Origin of the sequence: Paenibacillus sp. FSL R5-0636, assembly GCF_037974255.1 — a bacterium.
GTDB lineage: Bacteria > Bacillota > Bacilli > Paenibacillales > Paenibacillaceae > Paenibacillus_AQ > Paenibacillus_AQ odorifer.
Window position 1 is genome coordinate 5,686,074 of sequence record NZ_CP150232.1, and the last position, 17,782, is coordinate 5,703,855.

Consider the following 17,782-nt stretch of genomic DNA (forward strand, 5'->3'; position numbering starts at 1 on the left):
ATCTACCTAACACTTTAAACCAGTGATATGACCATAGGCATATCTCAAATCTAAGAGATATGCCTATGAAACACATTCAGGTGCACATCACCGGATCGATTGTATCGTGAGAAATTTGTCCGAGAAGCTCAAACGCCCCTAAGGTTCATAATAAGTTGAGTTAAATCTTTTCTTAACGACTGCAGGGATACCAGCAGCCAAAGTAAAATCGGGAACGTCGTCTTTGACAAACGCTCCTCCACCAATCGTAGACCAACAACCAATATGGCGTTTCTCACGGACCGAAGCAGCGATACCAATATAAGCGCCTTCATCAATGGTTACATTACCGGCTACATTAACACCAGGAGATATAGTTACGAAATCACTAATTATTACATCATGACTGAGACTAACGCCTTGGTTAATAATAACATGCTGGCCGATCCTGATATTTCCAGATAAGATAGCCCCTTGAAAGATCATACTTCCTTCTCCGATGATGTTACTTTGAGAGATTCGAACATGGGGATGTATCAAAGGGGATGCAATACGGAATCCTGATTGGATGGTTTCATGAACGAATCTTTTTTTCAAACTCGTATCACCCACCCCGGCGCATACTAGCTCTACCTCGTTTTTTAATAGCTCAATATCAACCAAAGTTCCCAGAACGGGAACGCCATCGACAATCCGGCCTTTGAACTCAGGTCGTTCGTCTAAAAATCCCATTACCTGAACGTCTAATTCTTCGCATAACCAGTTAATCTCTCTGGCATGACCACCAGATCCCCAAATGACTAGTTTTCTCATCGGTTAGCTTCTCCCAAGTTTCCAAGAAATTTAGTAATTCTTCGAATCTTAACCTCATCCAGTTCCTCCCACAAGGGTAAGCTGACAATGTGTTTGGCGGTATATTCGGTAACCTTCACGGATGCTCTGGGATAACCTTGGAATTGCTTATGTTGATGACATGCCGGAGAAAAGTAGGTTCTGGCTTCAATGGAGTTAGAGGATAACCTTTCGACTACTTCACTGTTGCTTTGGGACTCCGGACTGAGGATAGAAATAAATTGATGAACAACAGATCCTTGTGATTTATGCATGGACCAGCCTTGTTCAAATAAACCTTCTTTGTCCAGTTCTTGAAGATACATTTCATAAATTGCCTTTCGATTCTCCTGTATGGAGGGGAATTGATCTAGAGTAGCTAAGGCAATAGCTGCGGTGTACTCCGACATCTTACTGTTTAACCCTTGGATAACGGACTCTCTGTTGCTGGAGAAGCCAAAATTCCCTGCTTGACGTATTCGCTTAATAAGCTCCTGGTCCATACTGTAGACCAATCCACCTTCTCCAATTCCGAATGATTTGGTGGCATGAAAGCTGAACACTACCGCTCCTCCGAAGCCTTTGCCAAAATGAGTGGCCTCCTCTAAGGTTTTAGTGCCAAAACTAGAAGCAGCATCAATAACTACTGGAACACCTTGCTGCATTAGCCTATTATATAACGATAAATCTATGGCTGTACCAAATGTGGCATAAGGAACAATAACCGCAACCTCATCTCCAAGCTGTTTGACGGTATGTTCTAATTGCTCCCTATTCATTTGTAAATTGTCCGGTTCAATGTCTAGGAAATAAGGTTCAAGTCCACACCATTGTGCGGCAAGGGGGGTGGCAGCAAAAGTGAAGCTTGGCATAATTGCATATTTTCCTTTGGAGCGCTTGGATTGAGAAATTGCTACCATAAGTCCGACAGTAGCATTATGAACGGTCACAGCCGAACCGGTTCCTCCGAACATTTCCGTAATGACACGTTCTTCAAATAGGTCGTTTAAGGGTCCATAATTAGAATAGATTCGGGTTGCCTCAATTTTCTCATAGTAAGTAAGAAATTGTTCTTTTTTTACTAAGTTAGGTCGTAAAAAGGGGATTTCAAACATGAACGGACCCTCCTTCATTTGTAACAATTAAATCTAACTATAAGGTGGTTAATATCATTTCAATTCGCTTGATATCATTAAAAAATTGATGATGATCTTTTACACGATTAAGATAAGAATGGAGTGCAGCTTTATATAAATCTTTTGTCTCTAGAAATCCATCATCTCTAGCGGCGATAATAATATCCAACCATTCAGAGAATACATTAGGACCAAGTGTTTGATTATTTTGATTAGGATGTATGCGGAAATAGCTTAGAGGTTCTGGAATATACACTGCTTTTCCTTTGGATAGTAAGTTTAACCAAGAGGCTAAATCATTGAGAAGAGAATACTGTTTTCCTGAATACACTCCAAATCGATCGATAAGATCGGCTTTTTTGAATAATACCGTTGTAGGTTCACCTATTACATTTAAGCAACGACTTAATGCAATATTTGCAAGCTGCTTACCGTCCATGATCCTTGTTTCTTGATATAACCTATTCGTTGCATAGAGAGGAGGGATAATTACACCTGATTCATTAATCGTTTGTCGGTATGAGGTAACCAGCGTAATGTTTTCAAATTCTCGAAAATAGCAGATCATCTTTGCAATTTTTTCTTTATGAAATACATCATCATCCATTAAGTAATTGATATATTCCCCGGATGCCAAGTTATAGCACTTATGCCAATTTTCAAGAAAAAGATTTTGTTCATTTTTGAAATATTTTATTTGAGGAAACGCATTTAAATAGGGAACTAGCATCTCTTGTACATTATTATTCGAGCTATCATCACAGATGACGATTTCTATATTCGGATAGGTCTGTTCGAGTACACTATCAATGGCGATTTGAAGCGTATGCGGTCGGTTATAAGCAGGTATTACTACACTCACTAAAGGGTATTTCACATGAATCCACCTTTCTAATTCGGCAATGTGGATTTTTTTCATTTGCTAACATACACATAAACACTCCCATATATATATTAATGAGGCATCGAAATGATGATAAAAATGTCTTCACAACTAGTAAAGGGGAATGTTCATGTCACTCGATTTCACTCCATTATTGACAGCTCATCTTTTTGTAGCTGATACGGTGTTAAAGAAAGAGCTTGAAAGGTTTGTAGAGAGAATGGAAGAAAGCCATATTACCGTAAATCAGTATGCAGCAGGCCATCCTTTACAAGAGACTTTTTTCCAAGGACCTCACATCTATATTTCTTTGGGTGAGGGTTGGGGCGCGTTTAGTGCTCTTATTGAATTGCCTAAGCATGAAAAAAAACGCTGGTTGCACTTTCATTCACCTAACGAAATTCAGCCTGAACATTTATTTTTCTGCTGGCTCAAAGCTACAGACCCTCTCCCAGAGAATCGGATGATTCCTCCAACTCGTTTTTCATCAGGCACACCCTTAATATCCGTATTTACTGCCGCCTACAGATCCAAAGAGAAAATTGATCGGCCTTATCAATCCTTATTGAAACAGACATATACAAATTGGGAATGGGTAATCGTAGATGATTCCGGTGATGATGATGAGACATATAGACAATATTTACTTCCACTAAATGACTATCGTGTTCGCAGATATCGTCAAGACTCACGTAATGGTTATATCGGGGCAAATAAAAGGTATGCTGCAGGGCTATGCAGAGGAGAAATATTAGTAGAAGTCGATCATGATGATGAGCTGACAGCTGAATGCCTTGAGAAAATCGTCAGTGCGTTTAAGCAAAATCCAGATTGTGGGTTTGTATATGGGGATTGTGCCGAGGTGTTTGCAGAAAGTAACTATGCGCATTGGTACGGTTGGGACTGCGGCTTTGGTTACAGTATTCATTACCGGGTCTGGCTGCATGACATGAACCGGTGGCAAAATGCTCAGAAACATACAACTATTAACGGGAAGACTATTTCTCACCTTGTCGGTTTGCCTAATCACCCTCGTGCTTGGACAAGAGATTGCTACCATCTAATCGGAGGACATCGAGATGAATTATTGGTAGCAGATGATTACGACATGCTGGTACGTACATTTCTTTGTACTAAAATTGTACAGATCCCTGATTTGTTATACATCCAATATCGCAATGAACATGGGAATAATACCACTTTTTTAAGGAATAAACAGATTCAAATTCTGGTTCGGCAATTAATGAGAGCATACAATCAAAGAATTACAATGAGATTAATCGAGCTTGATTTACCGGAAAAAATACCGTATAACCGCATATGGGAGACCTCCGTTAATGATCCTGCCCGGAAATCTGCGCATGTGATTCATGAGGATTCTTCCCGTTACTCAATACTGTTTCCGATTCCATATAGTTGTCCTAAAGAGCACATCCAATTAATGAAAACACTCCAAAGGGCTGTTGAAAACAATTTTAAGAACACAGAGATAGTGGTTGTTGGAAGAATTCCGGAGGAAGTTGAAATCTATGCCTCTAAAGCTCCTACCGGTGCCATACGATGGTGGCCGATGCAGCAAAAGGATTCACTCGAAACTTGTATACAATATGCCAAATACATTGCTTCGTGTAAGGAAAAGGTGGTTGTATTACCGTAAGCCGGAGCCTGTGTTTGGCGATATAAAGAATAACCGTGGTTTTAAGAGATTCCTACTTCGTCGCTTACCAAAAGTAAGTATAGAAGTCGGGTGGCTTTCTCTTGCCCACAATCTACTAAAGAAGGCTTCAGTGAACGCAAAAAAAACACGAAGGAGCTAAGCATCTACAAACCGCTTAGCTCCTTCGTCCATTCGTATTTCAGTAATGTTTGGCACTTAGGTTATTCCAAAGATACTTTTGGGACAGCCCCATTAAAGTACACCATTAACTTGAATCCCTCAGGATCTATTATAACACTGTAGGTCCTTGAGGTCCTTGATCTCCTTGTGGTCCTTGTACGCCTTGAGGTCCTTGATCACCCTGTGGTCCTTGTACGCCTTGTGGTCCTTGATCTCCTTGTGGTCCTTGTACGCCTTGAGGTCCTTGATCACCTTGCGGTCCTTGTACGCCTTGAGGTCCTTGATCACCTTGCGGTCCTTGATCACCTTGCGGTCCTTGATCTCCCTGTGGTCCTTGATCTCCCTGTGGTCCTTGAACACCCTGTGGTCCTTGATCTCCCTGTGGTCCTTGATCACCTTGCGGTCCTTGTACGCCTTGAGGTCCTTGATCTCCTTGCGGTCCTTGTACGCCTTGAGGCCCTTGATCACCTTGTGGTCCTTGTACGCCTTGAGGTCCTTGATCACCTTGTGGTCCTTGATCACCTTGTGGTCCTTGATCACCTTGCGGTCCTTGTACGCCTTGAGGACCTTGATCACCTTGTGGTCCTTGATCACCTTGCGGTCCTTGTACGCCTTGAGGTCCTTGATCACCTTGTGGTCCTTGATCACCTTGCGGTCCTTGTACGCCTTGAGGACCTTGATCACCTTGCGGTCCTTGATCACCTTGTGGTCCTTGATCACCTTGCGGTCCTTGTCCTTGTCCTTGATCACCTTGTGGTCCTTGATCACCTTGCGGTCCTTGTACGCCTTGAGGACCTTGGTCCTTGATCACCTTGTGGTCCTTGATCTCCCTGTGGTCCTTGAACACCCTGTGGTCCTTGATCACCTTGTGGTCCTTGATCACCTTGTGGTCCTTGATCACCTTGTGGTCCTTGTACGCCTTGAGGCCCTTGATCACCTTGTGGTCCTTGATCACCCTGTGGTCCTTGATCTCCCTGTGGTCCTTGAACACCCTGTGGTCCTTGATCACCTTGTGGTCCTTGTACGCCTTGAGGTCCTTGATCACCTTGTGGTCCTTGATCACCTTGTACGCCTTGAGGTCCTTGATCACCTTGCGGTCCTTGTACGCCTTGAGGTCCTTGATCACCTTGTGGTCCTTGTACGCCTTGAGGTCCTTGATCACCTTGTGGTCCTTGTACGCCTTGAGGTCCTTGATCACCCTGTGGTCCTTGATCACCCTGTGGTCCTTGATCACCTTGCGGTCCTTGTACGCCTTGAGGTCCTTGATCACCTTGTGGTCCTTGGTCCCCTTGAGGTCCAGTATCACCCTGAGGGCCTTGAACACCTTGCGGCCCTTGAACGCCTTGAACTCCTTGAAGTCCCTGAACGCCTTGAGGTCCTTGGTCCCCTTGAGGTCCTTGTACACCTTGCGGTCCTTGGTCTCCTTGCGGTCCTTGGTCCCCTTGAAGTCCTTGGTCACCTTGCGGTCCTTGATCACCTTGCGGTCCTTGTACGCCTTGAGGTCCTTGATCACCTTGCGGTCCTTGGTCCCCTTGAGGCCCTTGAGGTCCTTGGTCTCCTTGCGGTCCAGTATCACCCTGAGGGCCTGCGATCTCGGTTCCTAAAAGTTCATCAGAGACTAATCGATGGGCAGGCACGAATTCCCCAGCAGCATTTTTACCCCATACAGAAATTTGTGTTTCATTCTCAGCTGGTCCACTTATGGTAAAGACAAACTCTATTGCATCGAAATTAGCGAAATAGCTTCTAGATAATACTTCATTAGGACCTATGGTTACTAATTCTTGTACATATAATATTCTGGTACCATTTAAATGAAAGCCCTCGATAACAACATTAGAAAAATTCACAGGATCACGATTATCCAGTTTGATTAAAACGGTTTGAGTAGGCCTAACACCACTAACCGGATCATTAGCAATAGGTCCTGTTGATAGTACTGCCATTACGGCACTCCCTCCTTTCTGGAAAATACAGTTAATCAAGATTTCTTGTTAAACTGCTCTTTTTTATAATATGTTTCAACTATCTATTAAGAATGTGGTTATTACCCTGCATATATGTTGAATTTATGTTTCTGACTGCTCCTCTGCAACAACTCGTTGAACATCGATAATTGCACCACTTTCATTTCTCCCCCAAACTGAAACCTCAGTGCTTATTTCAGCAAAACCGTCTGTGGTGAACACGAATTCATATGCATCAAAGTCTGCTCCAAAATTTCTCGTAATAACTTCATTGGGTGCAATAGATATTTCTTCTAGTACGTAGAGTGTTCTGAGACTGTTTAATTTGTAACCTTGAATATGAACAGAAGAAAAATTGATAGAATCACGGTTTACAATTTTGATAATAACCGTTTTAATTGTTCTGACACCACTAACAGGATCATTTGCAATGGGTCCTGTTGATAATACTGCCATTGAGCTATTCCCTCCTTTATTAAGTATTTTTCAAAAATTCAGATTAAAAAAATACAAAATTTAAAATTGGGAAAAGGTTAATAATTCCCCTTGTATTGTATTAATGATTGGTTTCATTTGATTGTTTGAATGCCCAAAAATTTTATATTGATTTAGCTATGATTTGATAGTTTTTGAGACTTCTAAATCCCTGCAAGATGCTCAAGGAAATTGGGATTAGCTCCACCACCCTTGCTTTTTTCGAAATATTAGTTATACTGATAAAAATTATTCAAGCATCGATGAGCGGGAGAGTAGTTAACGAGATCTAGTCCTCAGCGAGCCGGGAGAGTGTAAGCCGGTACAGATTTCTTTAATGAAGCGCACCCGTGAGATGGACTTCTGAATCTTAGTAGGAAGTCCCGGCTGAAGGCCGTTATCCCGTAAGGTGGCTGAACAACTTGTTCAGCAACGAGAGTGGTACCGCGAGCGCTAAAGCCCTCGTCTCTTTTGAGACGAGGGCTTTTTTGTATTTTCAAAGGAGGGTATACCATGTTAAATCAAATCATCAAAGACGGAATCGAGCACAGTGTACACCGTGTATTCAATACTTTAGGAGCTGACTATCCAGAGGACATTGCCATTCTGATCGAACAGCCAGCAAATCTAGAACATGGTGATTATTCATGTAATATCGCTATGCAGCTAGCCAAAACTCTACGTAAATCCCCAATGGTCATAGCAGAATTAGTGAAAGCAGAACTTCAATTCAAAGGGCGTTTCGCCGGTCTATTGCAAAAAGTTGAAGTCGCTGCTCCCGGATTTATCAATTTGTATATGAATTGGCAAAGCTGGGCTGAACATTCCTTTGAACTGCCTGCCAGCACTGGGGAAAAAGTCATCATCGAGCACACTTCTATCAACCCCAACAAAGCCGCTCATGTAGGTCATCTAAGAAACGCCTGTATTGGCGATACTCTAGTCAGAATTATGAAAAGAACTGGGTATAACGTAGAGGTCCATAACTACATTGATGATCTCGGCAATCAGCTGGCGGATACAGTTGTTGGATTATTAAATATACCTTTAGAAGGGGAACATCAACGTTTCGGTGATTTTTGCTGGGATCTTTATGCCAAAGTGAACAAAGAATATGCGCTGAACCCTGAGATGACACACAAGCGCACAGATATACTGCACTCCCTTGAACAAGGTGGCGGCAATGAAGCCTGGCTGGGCAACCTTGTAGCTGAACGTATCGTTAGAGAGCATGTAGAGGAAATGAAACATTTTGGGATTTATTATGATTTGCTGGTATGGGAGAGCAGTATTTTAAAAGAGGGATTTTGGGCAGCCGCAGCTGAGCTACTGAAGCAGACAGCCGTTTTTGTACAAGAGACTGAAGGTAAACTCGCAGGCTGCTGGGTGCTGAAGCAAGGAACAGAGGCTAACATTGGAGCGGATTCAGAGGAGCATCATCTCGATAAGGTGCTGGTGCGTTCGAATGGGATTTTAACGTATACAGCCAAAGATATTGCCTATCATCTCTGGAAATTTGGTCTTTTAACCAAAGATTTCTCCTATAGCGAATTCTCGTCCGGTTTATGGACAACAGGATTAACTGGAACCCAAGAGTCTTATGGGCAGGCGGACAGAGTCATCAATGTGATTGATTACAGACAGGAATATCCACAACAGATGGTTAAGCAAGCCTTAGGGGCACTAGGTTATAACGAGCAAGCAGACAAACTCCATCATGTGAGTTATGGTGTTGTATCTCTTAGTCCCGCCTCGGCTGCCGAGCTGGGTATAGATATTTCAGAAGGCAAATCTTCTTATGCTATGTCCGGACGACAGGGAATCGGGATTAAGGTAAGCGATCTGGTGGAACTCATGGAACAGAACATCGAACACTCACGTTCCGATAAAGACGGCCTCTCCAGCCGAATGATTGCCACTGCTGCGATTCGCTACTATCTGCTACGGTTTAATTTAGGAACGGAAATCGTGTTTGATTTCAAACAGGCTACCGAAATATCCGGCAATACCGGAGTTTATCTGATGTATACTTTTGCGCGTGCGACAAGCGTTTTGAGTAAAGCTACGATCCCAATCCTTACAGCTGCCGCACAGCTTCAGTTCCCTTCCAAATTGGAAAAAGCAGAGCTTGCGCTGCTAAGACAGCTAAGCCTCTGGCCGGAGATATTACATTCAGCAAGTATAGAGTTAACGCCAAATACGCTCTGCACTTACGCCCATACCCTAGCTACCCTGTTCAACAACTTCTATTCTGTATGTCCAATTCTAAAAGGCGATTCAGCCACGATCGAATTCCGCCTCTGGCTCACTTCAAGATTCAAGGACATCTTGGGAGATGTGCTCGAAGTGCTTGGGTTACCGACACCGAGCCGAATGTAAAAAACACAAAAAAAGGGCAATCTCCGCGTTAACGCGGAGATTGCCCTTCTATATATAATGTTACTTATAAATCTCTATCACATTTCCAGCTTCCGTGCTGAGACGGTCAAAGTCCGCACGCTTGATGCGAACACCACCGCTACGATAGCGGTTAGGTGTACCTTCTGTTTGCACTTCCGTACCGTTGATAGTAATTCGACTGATCTCACGACCTGTAAGATGATAGATAAAATCTACCTTAGTGCCTGCATATTCAAAGCTAAAGTGCATTCCATCCAGCGATTCCGGCAGAATCGGGTCAACAATTAAGTCTCCACCTTCCGTACGGATCCCCAGTGCATTCGAGATTAACTGGTTCATATAGATCCCAGGACCGCTGGAATAGATTCTCCAGCCACCTTTAACAGCTACGTCACCATTGCGCAGTTTATCGAAATTCTCCTGTGCCTCATAACGGGTGTTAAATTTACCATCCGAGCTACTGAAATAGGAGTTAGCTTGACGTAGTTCAGCGTTTGGCACCACATCGCGGATTCCGATCGGATTAATCGCTGCCAGACCCTTCCAGACCTGATCGGTTTTACCGAGCTTGGCCATAGCCTCTACATAACGGATATGTGCATGCACATACTGAAGTCCAATTTCCCGGCCAAAGTTAGCCGCTTGCTCCGCACGTTTGAAATGAGTGCTGACCCCGCCAACATATTGAGCTGGACGATTCATCAGACGTACACCGTCAGGGCAGAATAGTTTATCCTGAATGACATCATAGTGTGCTTCGGCCTGTTCCGGAGTAAGCAGCTCACTGATCATACTGCGCGTCATTGGCAGCAGACGGTACTGGATACCTGTTTCTGTGTCACTTGGGTGCACCATAAGCTTAATCTGCTCAGGGTCCTCCATATACAGGAAGCCAGGAATCACTTCGGATTGAAGCATATGAGTATGGAAATCCTTACGGATTCCTTCCACCATCGCCTTCAGTTCCTCTGCCTCAGCTTGATCAACTGAACGAAGTACCTCTGAGAACTGATTAAGTGTCTGATAGGTAAGCGCCACTGTCCAGCTGCTAACCATATACTGCTTCAGCTGTGGATTTGCAGGCTGGAGTGTATCATCCCAGTCTCCATCACCGTAAGAAGACAGATGTGTGTCATGCAGGAAATGATCCTTAATATAAGCAATTTCCTTCCGCGCATGATCCAGCAACGTCGCTTTTTCTTCTGTAAAGTCAAAGCTGTGCTTACGGGTATACGGCACTGTTGCTCCCAAGATGCTGTAATCCTGAGTTACTGCCAAGTAGTCTCCAAGCACCTTAAGCGGCCACACAATAATATCTCCATGGCTCTCTTCTTGTTGTATCTTCGTGTATTTATCAAACATGAACCATTGTGGCCAGTTGCCATCATCTTCATATTGATGACTATACAGCGTCAGCAAAATTTCACGAACCTGTTCGTATTTTTGCGTAGCCATGAAATATTCCACAGGTCCCTGACATACATCCCGTGTTCCCCAAGCAGCGCCACCATATTGCTCTAAACCATGTGGAACCGAATAGTGAACCAGCATGTTATGTGTGTACCACCAAGTCAGAGCATTAACCTTAAACAGTTCACCTTCTGTTCCGTCCCCAAGCGTCAGGCGGAAGCCATTCATCACACCAGCATAAAATGCGCGATAAGCAGAAATCTCTTCCTCAGCTGAACGATTTCTTGGAGCAAGTGACTTACCATCCAGAAGGCCTTGAATATTCAAGGTCCATTCACTGCTGGCAGACAGCTCCAGTACTGCTAACGGTGCTTCAGTTGGTTGAACAGGAGAGACAAGTCTACCTTCATCCTGCAGAGTTAACTCCGCACCCTGTACCTGTAATTTATACTGTAAGTCAGGATATTCACCAGCACTTAGTGCGCTTCTGTCAGCCGAGAAGATTACTGCTCCACCTTCTTGCTTAGATTGATATGGAAGCTCGTATTCATTAACGTTCATGGTGATTTGATTAGTGACTAAATAACGATAAGCTCGTCCGCTTTCCGAACGCACATTCAGGAAGATCTCTGGCGAATCTTCGGTGGTGTAGTTCGTAATAATGAAGCATTCACCATCTGTTCTGTAATACCAACGAGCATAGTTGAAACCAACCTCAAATAGAGAAGGCATGGTCAGCAAACGATATTCACTGTTCCACTCTACATAAATGCGTTGTCCTGAAGCTTTTGGAATGTTAAGCGCATTTCTTGGATTGGACATTAGCTTGTTGAAATTGGTATTTCCAATTACCACTTGGGAGTTAAAGATCCCGTACATATAAGAAGTTGTTGTGATGACCTTATCATTAAGTCGAGCGTTATCCCCACTCATCAGGATATGGCCGTGTGGCCGTTCTACGCGCATTTCTTTCTCTTTTAATACTACGTGCTCATAATTCTCCGTGAAAAAGGAAAGTAGTGTGTCTCCTTCTCTCTCCTCCTGATAACGAACCGGAAACAAGACCTCGATCTCTTTCTCTGTCAGCGAATCTGCAGCCAGCGGTGCCCCCAGCTCCTTCGAGAAGAAAGAACGTTCAAGTGCCGCTTCAGCTTCTAAAGGTAAATCTTTAACAGCATCCCAAGCCGCAGCAATATCATTAGCAAATTCTAGCGCAGTGATCGCTTCTGGATGATCTTGCTTAAACAATCCGTAGAACACAAACCGTGTTTCCCCGCTCAGCTTCACCCGTTCCGATTGCAGCGCAGTATATGCGAATTCATATTGATAGATTTCATTACTTAATTGCTCACGACCCAAGCTCTCTGGTTGGTTGGTTTCTTTATAGGACAGTCCAAAGAATTGAAAACCATCTGTTGAGAAGCTCGTTGCCTTGGTAAGTGAACCCTGTTGCAGATATGGGAATTTCCCGCCCTGTGGCTGATTCTGTCTAGAGCAAACAACGTACCCTTTGGATTGATCCTCAAATACCGCATGATCGATATACTGTGACAGGTAAGCTTCATTACTGCGGACAGCGGCGATATCAGCAATCCCTACATCCTGTCCGTACACGAGATCTACCTCTGCATTTTGTCCAGTAAGCTTCACATCCCAGAACCAAGTTCCTCCTGCAGTAGGGGTGAAAATAACTTGATATTCTATATTTTCCGCAGTACCTTCCCAAACCAAACGGTTTCCAGCCTTACGTACAGTGCTTGAAGAATGAATGCCAAGCAAAGGAATGGCTTGAATGTTTCCATCATTGTGCACTCGCAAAAATAGATTGGATAATGAGCCGTCCACAATGCTTGGCAGCAATTGATTGATCATTGTCCGTTCGTAAAGGACTTGGAACAAGTCCCCGCTGTTTGTAAAAGTGAAGGATAGATCCCCGGCGTTTAAACGGATGTTAGTATTCAAATTAGTAGTCATATTTTACACTTCCTCCATTACGGCGTTACTGCCGTATATATTCTACTTATGCTAATGTTAAGCAAAAATCCCGTTCTTTAACCTCATTGCTGTTCGAACCGACGAATAATTTAAATCGTCCCGGATCACTGCTAAAGCTTAGATCGCTATGATAATAACGAAGCTGCTGTTCGGTAAGGGTAAAGGTCACTTCACGACTTTCCCCTGGTGAGAGGTTGATTTTGGCAAAATCCTTCAGTTCCTTCATTGGTCTGACGACCTCTCCGGAAATGTCTCGGATATACAGCTGCACTACCTCTTCCCCATCTACTTCTCCAGTATTGGTCACCGTAACTTTTATTTCAATAGGCTGATTTTCAGTCATGATATCACCGGACAGAATTGGTTCACTATAGCTAAATGTCGTATAGCTTAGTCCAAAACCAAATGGCAAAAGCGGCTCATTAGGAATATCCAGATATTGCGAGACATAACGTTTGTCGGCACCCGGAGCATGAAGTGGGCGTCCAGTGTTGAAATGATTGTAATAGACTGGAATCTGCCCAACGGATACCGGGAAAGACATCGTTAATCTTCCTGAAGGATTCTCATCTCCATAAAGTAGACTGGCAATTGCCGCTCCGCCTTCACTGCCTGGGAACCAGGCTTCCAGAATAGCATCTGCATGCTCGTACACACCGGCCAAGTCTAGTGGACGTCCATTAAACAACACCACCACGATAGGCTTATTCAGCTGTTTCAGACGTTGTAAAAGCTCAAGCTGCGCTTCCGGCAAACGGATATCTGAACGGCTGCCCGCTTCTCCACTCATCTCTGAATGTTCACCAAGCGCCAGTACAATCACATCAGCTTGCTTAGCAGCCGCTTCCGCCTCCAGCCACTGTTCCTCTGTAAAGCTATCGACTCCAGAACCTTCTGCAACAGTAATCTTACCCGCACCTGCGCGAGCTTGAAGTGCCGGTGCAAGACGGCTTGCCTCTTCCGTTGAACCCAACCAGGACCACGGTCCAAGAATATCTCCGCTAGTAGCAAACGGTCCAATTAGCGCAATCCGTTGCTCTGCAGCGAGCGGCAGAACCTGATCATTCTTGAGCAGTACGCAGGATTTAGCCGCCAACTCACGCGCCGCATTTCGATGATCTTCACAGAAGATTACCTCACGCTCTTTCTCGACGTCAGCTCCGCGGAACGGATGCTCGAACAAGCCCAATCTTTGCTTCAATTTCAAAATACGAAGCACAGCTTCATCAATAATCTTCTCATCTACTTGCCCATCTGCAACAAGCGCCGGAAGCTGATGAATGTAACAAGCCGTCATCATCTCGATGTCTACACCAGCTTTGATGGCTTTAAGTGCTGCCTCAGCCTCATCCTCGGCGACACCATGTGGGATCAGTTCCTTCACTGCACCCCAATCCGAAATCAATACGCCATCAAATCCCCATTCTTCACGAAGCAGCTGGCGAAGGAGTTTGACATTGCCGCTTATCGGAATCCCATCAATCGTATTAAATGAAGTCATGACCATTTCTGCACCTTCATCCAGCGCTGCACGATAGGCCGGCAGATAATATTCACGCAGCTGTCGTTCCGATAAATCCACCGTATTATAATCGCGGCCGCCTTCGGATAGACCATAGGCAGCAAAGTGCTTAATACAAGCCGCCAGACGATCTACATCACCAGTCAAGTCACTTCCTTGAAATCCGCGCACAAACGCACGGGCAAACCTACCATTCAAATATGGATCTTCTCCTGTAGACTCCATTACTCTTCCCCAACGCGGGTCCCGTACAAGATCCGCCATTGGCGCATAAGTAACGTGCACACCGGAGACTGCCGCTTCTTTTGCCGCAATCTCGGCGCTCAGCTCTGCGCGATCCATATCCCAAGAGCAGCCAATTGCCAGCGGGACCGGAAAAATCGTCTTGAAGCCATGCACAATATCCGCCATCATCAGCAAGGGAATGCCCAATCTATTTTTGCGTAAATGGGCTTCCTGAACCGCAATGACTTGCGCTGCACCTGATAGACCAAGTACAGAGCCGCTGCTCTCGATCATGTGGTCCGTAATTCCCATGGATGCCATAGGGCCAGTGATTTGTCCTCCATCCTCTGCCCCTTCATAGAAATTAGCGGCTAGCTGCTGCAATTGTGCAATCTTTTCTTCAAGCGTCATCTGGTTCAACAAGGTAGTCAGTTGCTGCTCATTCATTTCAAATCCTCCATTGTTCAATTCTGCCGATGCCTATGAATGGAAAAACCCGTGTGCAAGAATTGCACGCGGGTCCTGTAGGTTCATTCCTACATGCATAGGGCGAAAGCTATTTTTTTAGATTGTTTAGTTCATCTAGAACCGGCTGAACGAGGGATTGTTTGCTCTTAACCCATTCTTTCCAGTTCGTCTCTAGATCGCCTGGTTTCAAAATCAGGTTAGTGTATTCTGTAGCATAGTCAAAGGAAGCCTGATTTTTAGCCTTGGAATCATACAACTGGTAATCCCAGTCATATTCAGCCGTTGCTTTGTCTTTTAAAGCAAGCTCAGCTTTTTCTTTGAACAGTTCTACAGAACGATCGCGATATTCTTTTTTGATCGCAGGGTTCACGATACTAAAGTCATCCGCCAAGACATACAGTCCTTCAAAACGGTTCGGATATTTCTTATCCAATGTTGTTCCTTCAGGGAGTAAGCTGATTAATTCGCCATTTTCGCCTTTTTTCCAATCTGTTCCTTCAAAGCCCAAGTTAACGGTCAATTGACCTTCTTTACTTGTTGTGTATTCCATGAAGTCCATAATCCGTTCAAACTTCTCTTTGCTGATATCTGGCGAGAAGATTACAGCAGACCAGAAGTTAACTTGATCGAGGTTACGATATTTACCGTCATCGCCAAGTACAATAGCTGTGTGCACTAGGTCATCACTATTTACACCTAGGTTATCTTTCATTTTAACGTCCATGTCTTTTCTGTAAGAAGCCAAACCACCTAGACTCGTAATACCGGAAACACCGTTAACTGTGAACTTTTGGCCAGATTCGCCATTTTTCCAAGTATAAAACTCAGGGTGCAGTAATCCTTCTTTATAAGTAGTTTGAAGTTCTTTCAGTGCCGCTAACGTTTCATCGTTGGCTGGACCCCATTGGTATTTGCCATCTGCATCTTTATAGAATGCCGACTCTACTCTGGAATGCACGCTATTAGCCATTACAATATTAGTCAAAGCATCGTTGATGTCATAAGAAATAGGAATGAGTTTATCTCCTACCTTGCCAGGGTCTTTCTCTTTAAGCAATCTAGCAAATTCCATCAGTTCTGTAGTAGTGTAGGCATCTTTCAATTCAAAACCAACGGCTTTAGCCCAGTCAGAACGCAGAGCAATTACTCCGATTTGGTTAATGAGCGGATCTGCCGGCTTGTTCTCAAAGTATACCGGTCTTGGCAGAACATAAGTGCCACCTACCGCTTTCTCCAATTCATCGCCAAGTCCTGTCAGCTTATAAGCGGCTGCCACATTCGGCCAACGTTCTTTCCAGTCATCTGGCAGCTTGTACAGCAGCCCTTGATCAATGTAATTAAGCGCATCACCGTGAACATAGTTCCAGCTTGCTACGTCAGGAAGATCACCGGAGTTAATCCACAGGCGCAGCTTCTCAGCCCATGAATCCCATTCAATATAGTTGTAATCCCATTTAATATTGAACTTATCCGTAAAATATTTATGATACACGTTGTCAAAATCAGATTCTGTTGTCTTAATGGTGCTGGCTAACGAAATCTTCAACTCATCTTTATATCCATCTGTTGGATTGCCTGAATTTACGCTATTAGCATTATTGTCTGAGCTTGAGCATGCTGCCAACATGATTGGAGTAAGACATAAAACACCGGCAAGGATTGACTTTACAGATTTTCTTTTTAAAATATTCATTTTGTCCTCCTTAAATTGTGTGACTGACCCTCTTTTATATGGATAAATCATAAATCCCTAGGTCTTGATAGCCCCTGTCAGTACTCCTTTGGCAAAGTGCTTTTGGAGCATTGGGAAGAAACACATAATAGGAACCATGGTAACGAACACTGCCGCCATTTTCATACCCATGGAGAATGATTGTTTACCCACTGCGTCAACACTTGTGGCATTCGATGCATTCACTTGGGCTTCCATAATGATAGATCGCAACACGTTCTGCAGTGGCATCTGATCCGCTTTCCGTAGGAAGATCATGGCGTCATACCATCCATTCCAGAAGGCTACTCCGTAGAACAGTGTGATGGTAGCTACGATTGGAGCAGATAATGGCAGGACTACAGAGAACAGGATTCTCCATTCCCCAGCACCATCAAGTCGCGCAGATTCCATCAGGGACTCAGGCAGACTGCTAAAATAGTTCGACATCAGAATCAGGTTAAACGCACTGAAGCTTCCAGCCAGAATAACTGACCAAAGGTTGCCTGTCAGATGCAGATCCTTCATCACCAGATACAAAGGTACAATCCCGCCATTAAAAATCATTGTGAACAGGACAAGCATAAAAATCAGCTTTTTACCCGGGAATTTATTGCGGCTAAGGCCGTAAGCCATACTTGTCGTTAAGAACAAGCTAAGCGGGAGTCCTAAGATTAAGATCTTAAAGGTATTCCAATACCCTGTCCCGATCCGCCCATCAGCAAAGAGTGCCCGATAGGATTCCAGTGTTGGGTTCTTCGGAAATAACATCATAGGGTTATCAGCGTATTCTTTTTGCGTAGAAAAAGAAATCATAATGACATTCCAGAATGGAATAAGAATGGCCAAAGCGCCCACACTCAGAATTACGAAAATCACATAATCCATAGCGGTCATTTTTTTATGGTCTTGCATAATTGTCAGCTTTTTTTTACTCATACATT

12 protein-coding genes, 1 pseudogene and 1 other annotated feature are annotated in these 17,782 nt (G+C 44.0%); of the genes and pseudogenes, 3 read left to right on the top strand and 10 right to left on the bottom strand.

The window, feature by feature from the left end; translation table 11 throughout:
• Positions 1-138 precede the first annotated feature (138 nt).
• From MKX34_RS25955 to MKX34_RS25965, 3 genes are read right to left on the bottom strand one after another with little or no spacing between them, the layout of a single operon-like run.
• Positions 139-792: an acetyltransferase gene (locus tag MKX34_RS25955; RefSeq protein WP_076099425.1), complete on the bottom strand. Its 654-nt coding sequence runs from the start codon at positions 790-792 to the stop codon at positions 139-141.
• Complete coding sequence (locus tag MKX34_RS25960) at positions 789-1,925, bottom strand: aminotransferase class I/II-fold pyridoxal phosphate-dependent enzyme (protein WP_076148213.1); 1,137 nt, start codon at positions 1,923-1,925, stop codon at positions 789-791. The genes MKX34_RS25955 and MKX34_RS25960 overlap by 4 nt, the downstream gene beginning before the upstream one ends.
• 37 nt (positions 1,926-1,962) lie before the next feature.
• Complete coding sequence (locus tag MKX34_RS25965) at positions 1,963-2,823, bottom strand: glycosyltransferase family 2 protein (RefSeq protein WP_076148215.1); 861 nt, start codon at positions 2,821-2,823, stop codon at positions 1,963-1,965.
• Between the two features lie 136 nt (positions 2,824-2,959).
• On the opposite strand from MKX34_RS25965, the gene MKX34_RS25970 reads away from it, so the two are divergent.
• Together MKX34_RS25970 and MKX34_RS25975 are read left to right on the top strand one after the other, a co-directional pair.
• Positions 2,960-4,486: a glycosyltransferase gene (locus tag MKX34_RS25970; protein WP_076106023.1), complete on the top strand. Its 1,527-nt coding sequence runs from the start codon at positions 2,960-2,962 to the stop codon at positions 4,484-4,486.
• A gap of 10 nt (positions 4,487-4,496) precedes the next feature.
• Positions 4,497-4,646, top strand: a pseudogene (locus tag MKX34_RS25975) (transposase); the annotation flags it as partial.
• A gap of 119 nt (positions 4,647-4,765) precedes the next feature.
• Here MKX34_RS25975 and MKX34_RS25980 read toward each other — a convergent pair.
• The 3 genes from MKX34_RS25980 to MKX34_RS25990 all read right to left on the bottom strand — a co-directional run bounded on the left by MKX34_RS25980 (position 4,766) and on the right by MKX34_RS25990 (position 7,089).
• Positions 4,766-5,434 carry a hypothetical protein gene (locus MKX34_RS25980; RefSeq protein WP_339203746.1) on the bottom strand — a complete coding sequence of 223 codons (669 nt, stop codon included), beginning with the start codon at positions 5,432-5,434 and terminating at the stop codon, positions 4,766-4,768.
• Entirely contained in the window at positions 5,431-6,612 is a 1,182-nt protein-coding gene (locus MKX34_RS25985; RefSeq protein ID WP_339203748.1) for a collagen-like protein, read from the bottom strand. The genes MKX34_RS25980 and MKX34_RS25985 overlap by 4 nt, the downstream gene beginning before the upstream one ends.
• Positions 6,613-6,735: 123 nt before the next feature.
• Positions 6,736-7,089 carry a hypothetical protein gene (locus MKX34_RS25990; protein ID WP_076297420.1) on the bottom strand — a complete coding sequence of 118 codons (354 nt, stop codon included), beginning with the start codon at positions 7,087-7,089 and terminating at the stop codon, positions 6,736-6,738.
• Positions 7,090-7,361: 272 nt separating this feature from the next.
• Positions 7,362-7,580, top strand: a binding site (T-box leader).
• A 40-nt stretch (positions 7,581-7,620) separates the two neighbouring features.
• Here MKX34_RS25990 and argS point away from each other — a divergent pair.
• Positions 7,621-9,486, top strand: a complete 1,866-nt coding sequence (gene argS / locus MKX34_RS25995; protein ID WP_076142391.1) for an arginine--tRNA ligase — start codon at positions 7,621-7,623, stop codon at positions 9,484-9,486.
• A gap of 60 nt (positions 9,487-9,546) precedes the next feature.
• On the opposite strand, the gene MKX34_RS26000 is transcribed toward argS, so the two are convergent.
• The 4 genes from MKX34_RS26000 to MKX34_RS26015 form a co-directional block, all read right to left on the bottom strand.
• On the bottom strand, positions 9,547-12,891 hold the full coding sequence (locus MKX34_RS26000) for a cellobiose phosphorylase (protein ID WP_076297352.1): 3,345 nt from the start codon (positions 12,889-12,891) through the stop codon (positions 9,547-9,549).
• Between the two features lie 46 nt (positions 12,892-12,937).
• Positions 12,938-15,106, bottom strand: a complete 2,169-nt coding sequence (gene bglX, locus MKX34_RS26005; protein WP_076297353.1) for a beta-glucosidase BglX — start codon at positions 15,104-15,106, stop codon at positions 12,938-12,940.
• 109 nt (positions 15,107-15,215) lie between these two features.
• On the bottom strand, positions 15,216-16,820 hold the full coding sequence (locus MKX34_RS26010) for an extracellular solute-binding protein (RefSeq protein ID WP_076297354.1): 1,605 nt from the start codon (positions 16,818-16,820) through the stop codon (positions 15,216-15,218).
• A gap of 57 nt (positions 16,821-16,877) precedes the next feature.
• Positions 16,878-17,777 carry a carbohydrate ABC transporter permease gene (locus MKX34_RS26015; RefSeq protein WP_036686985.1) on the bottom strand — a complete coding sequence of 300 codons (900 nt, stop codon included), beginning with the start codon at positions 17,775-17,777 and terminating at the stop codon, positions 16,878-16,880.
• Positions 17,778-17,782: the final 5 nt, after the last annotated feature.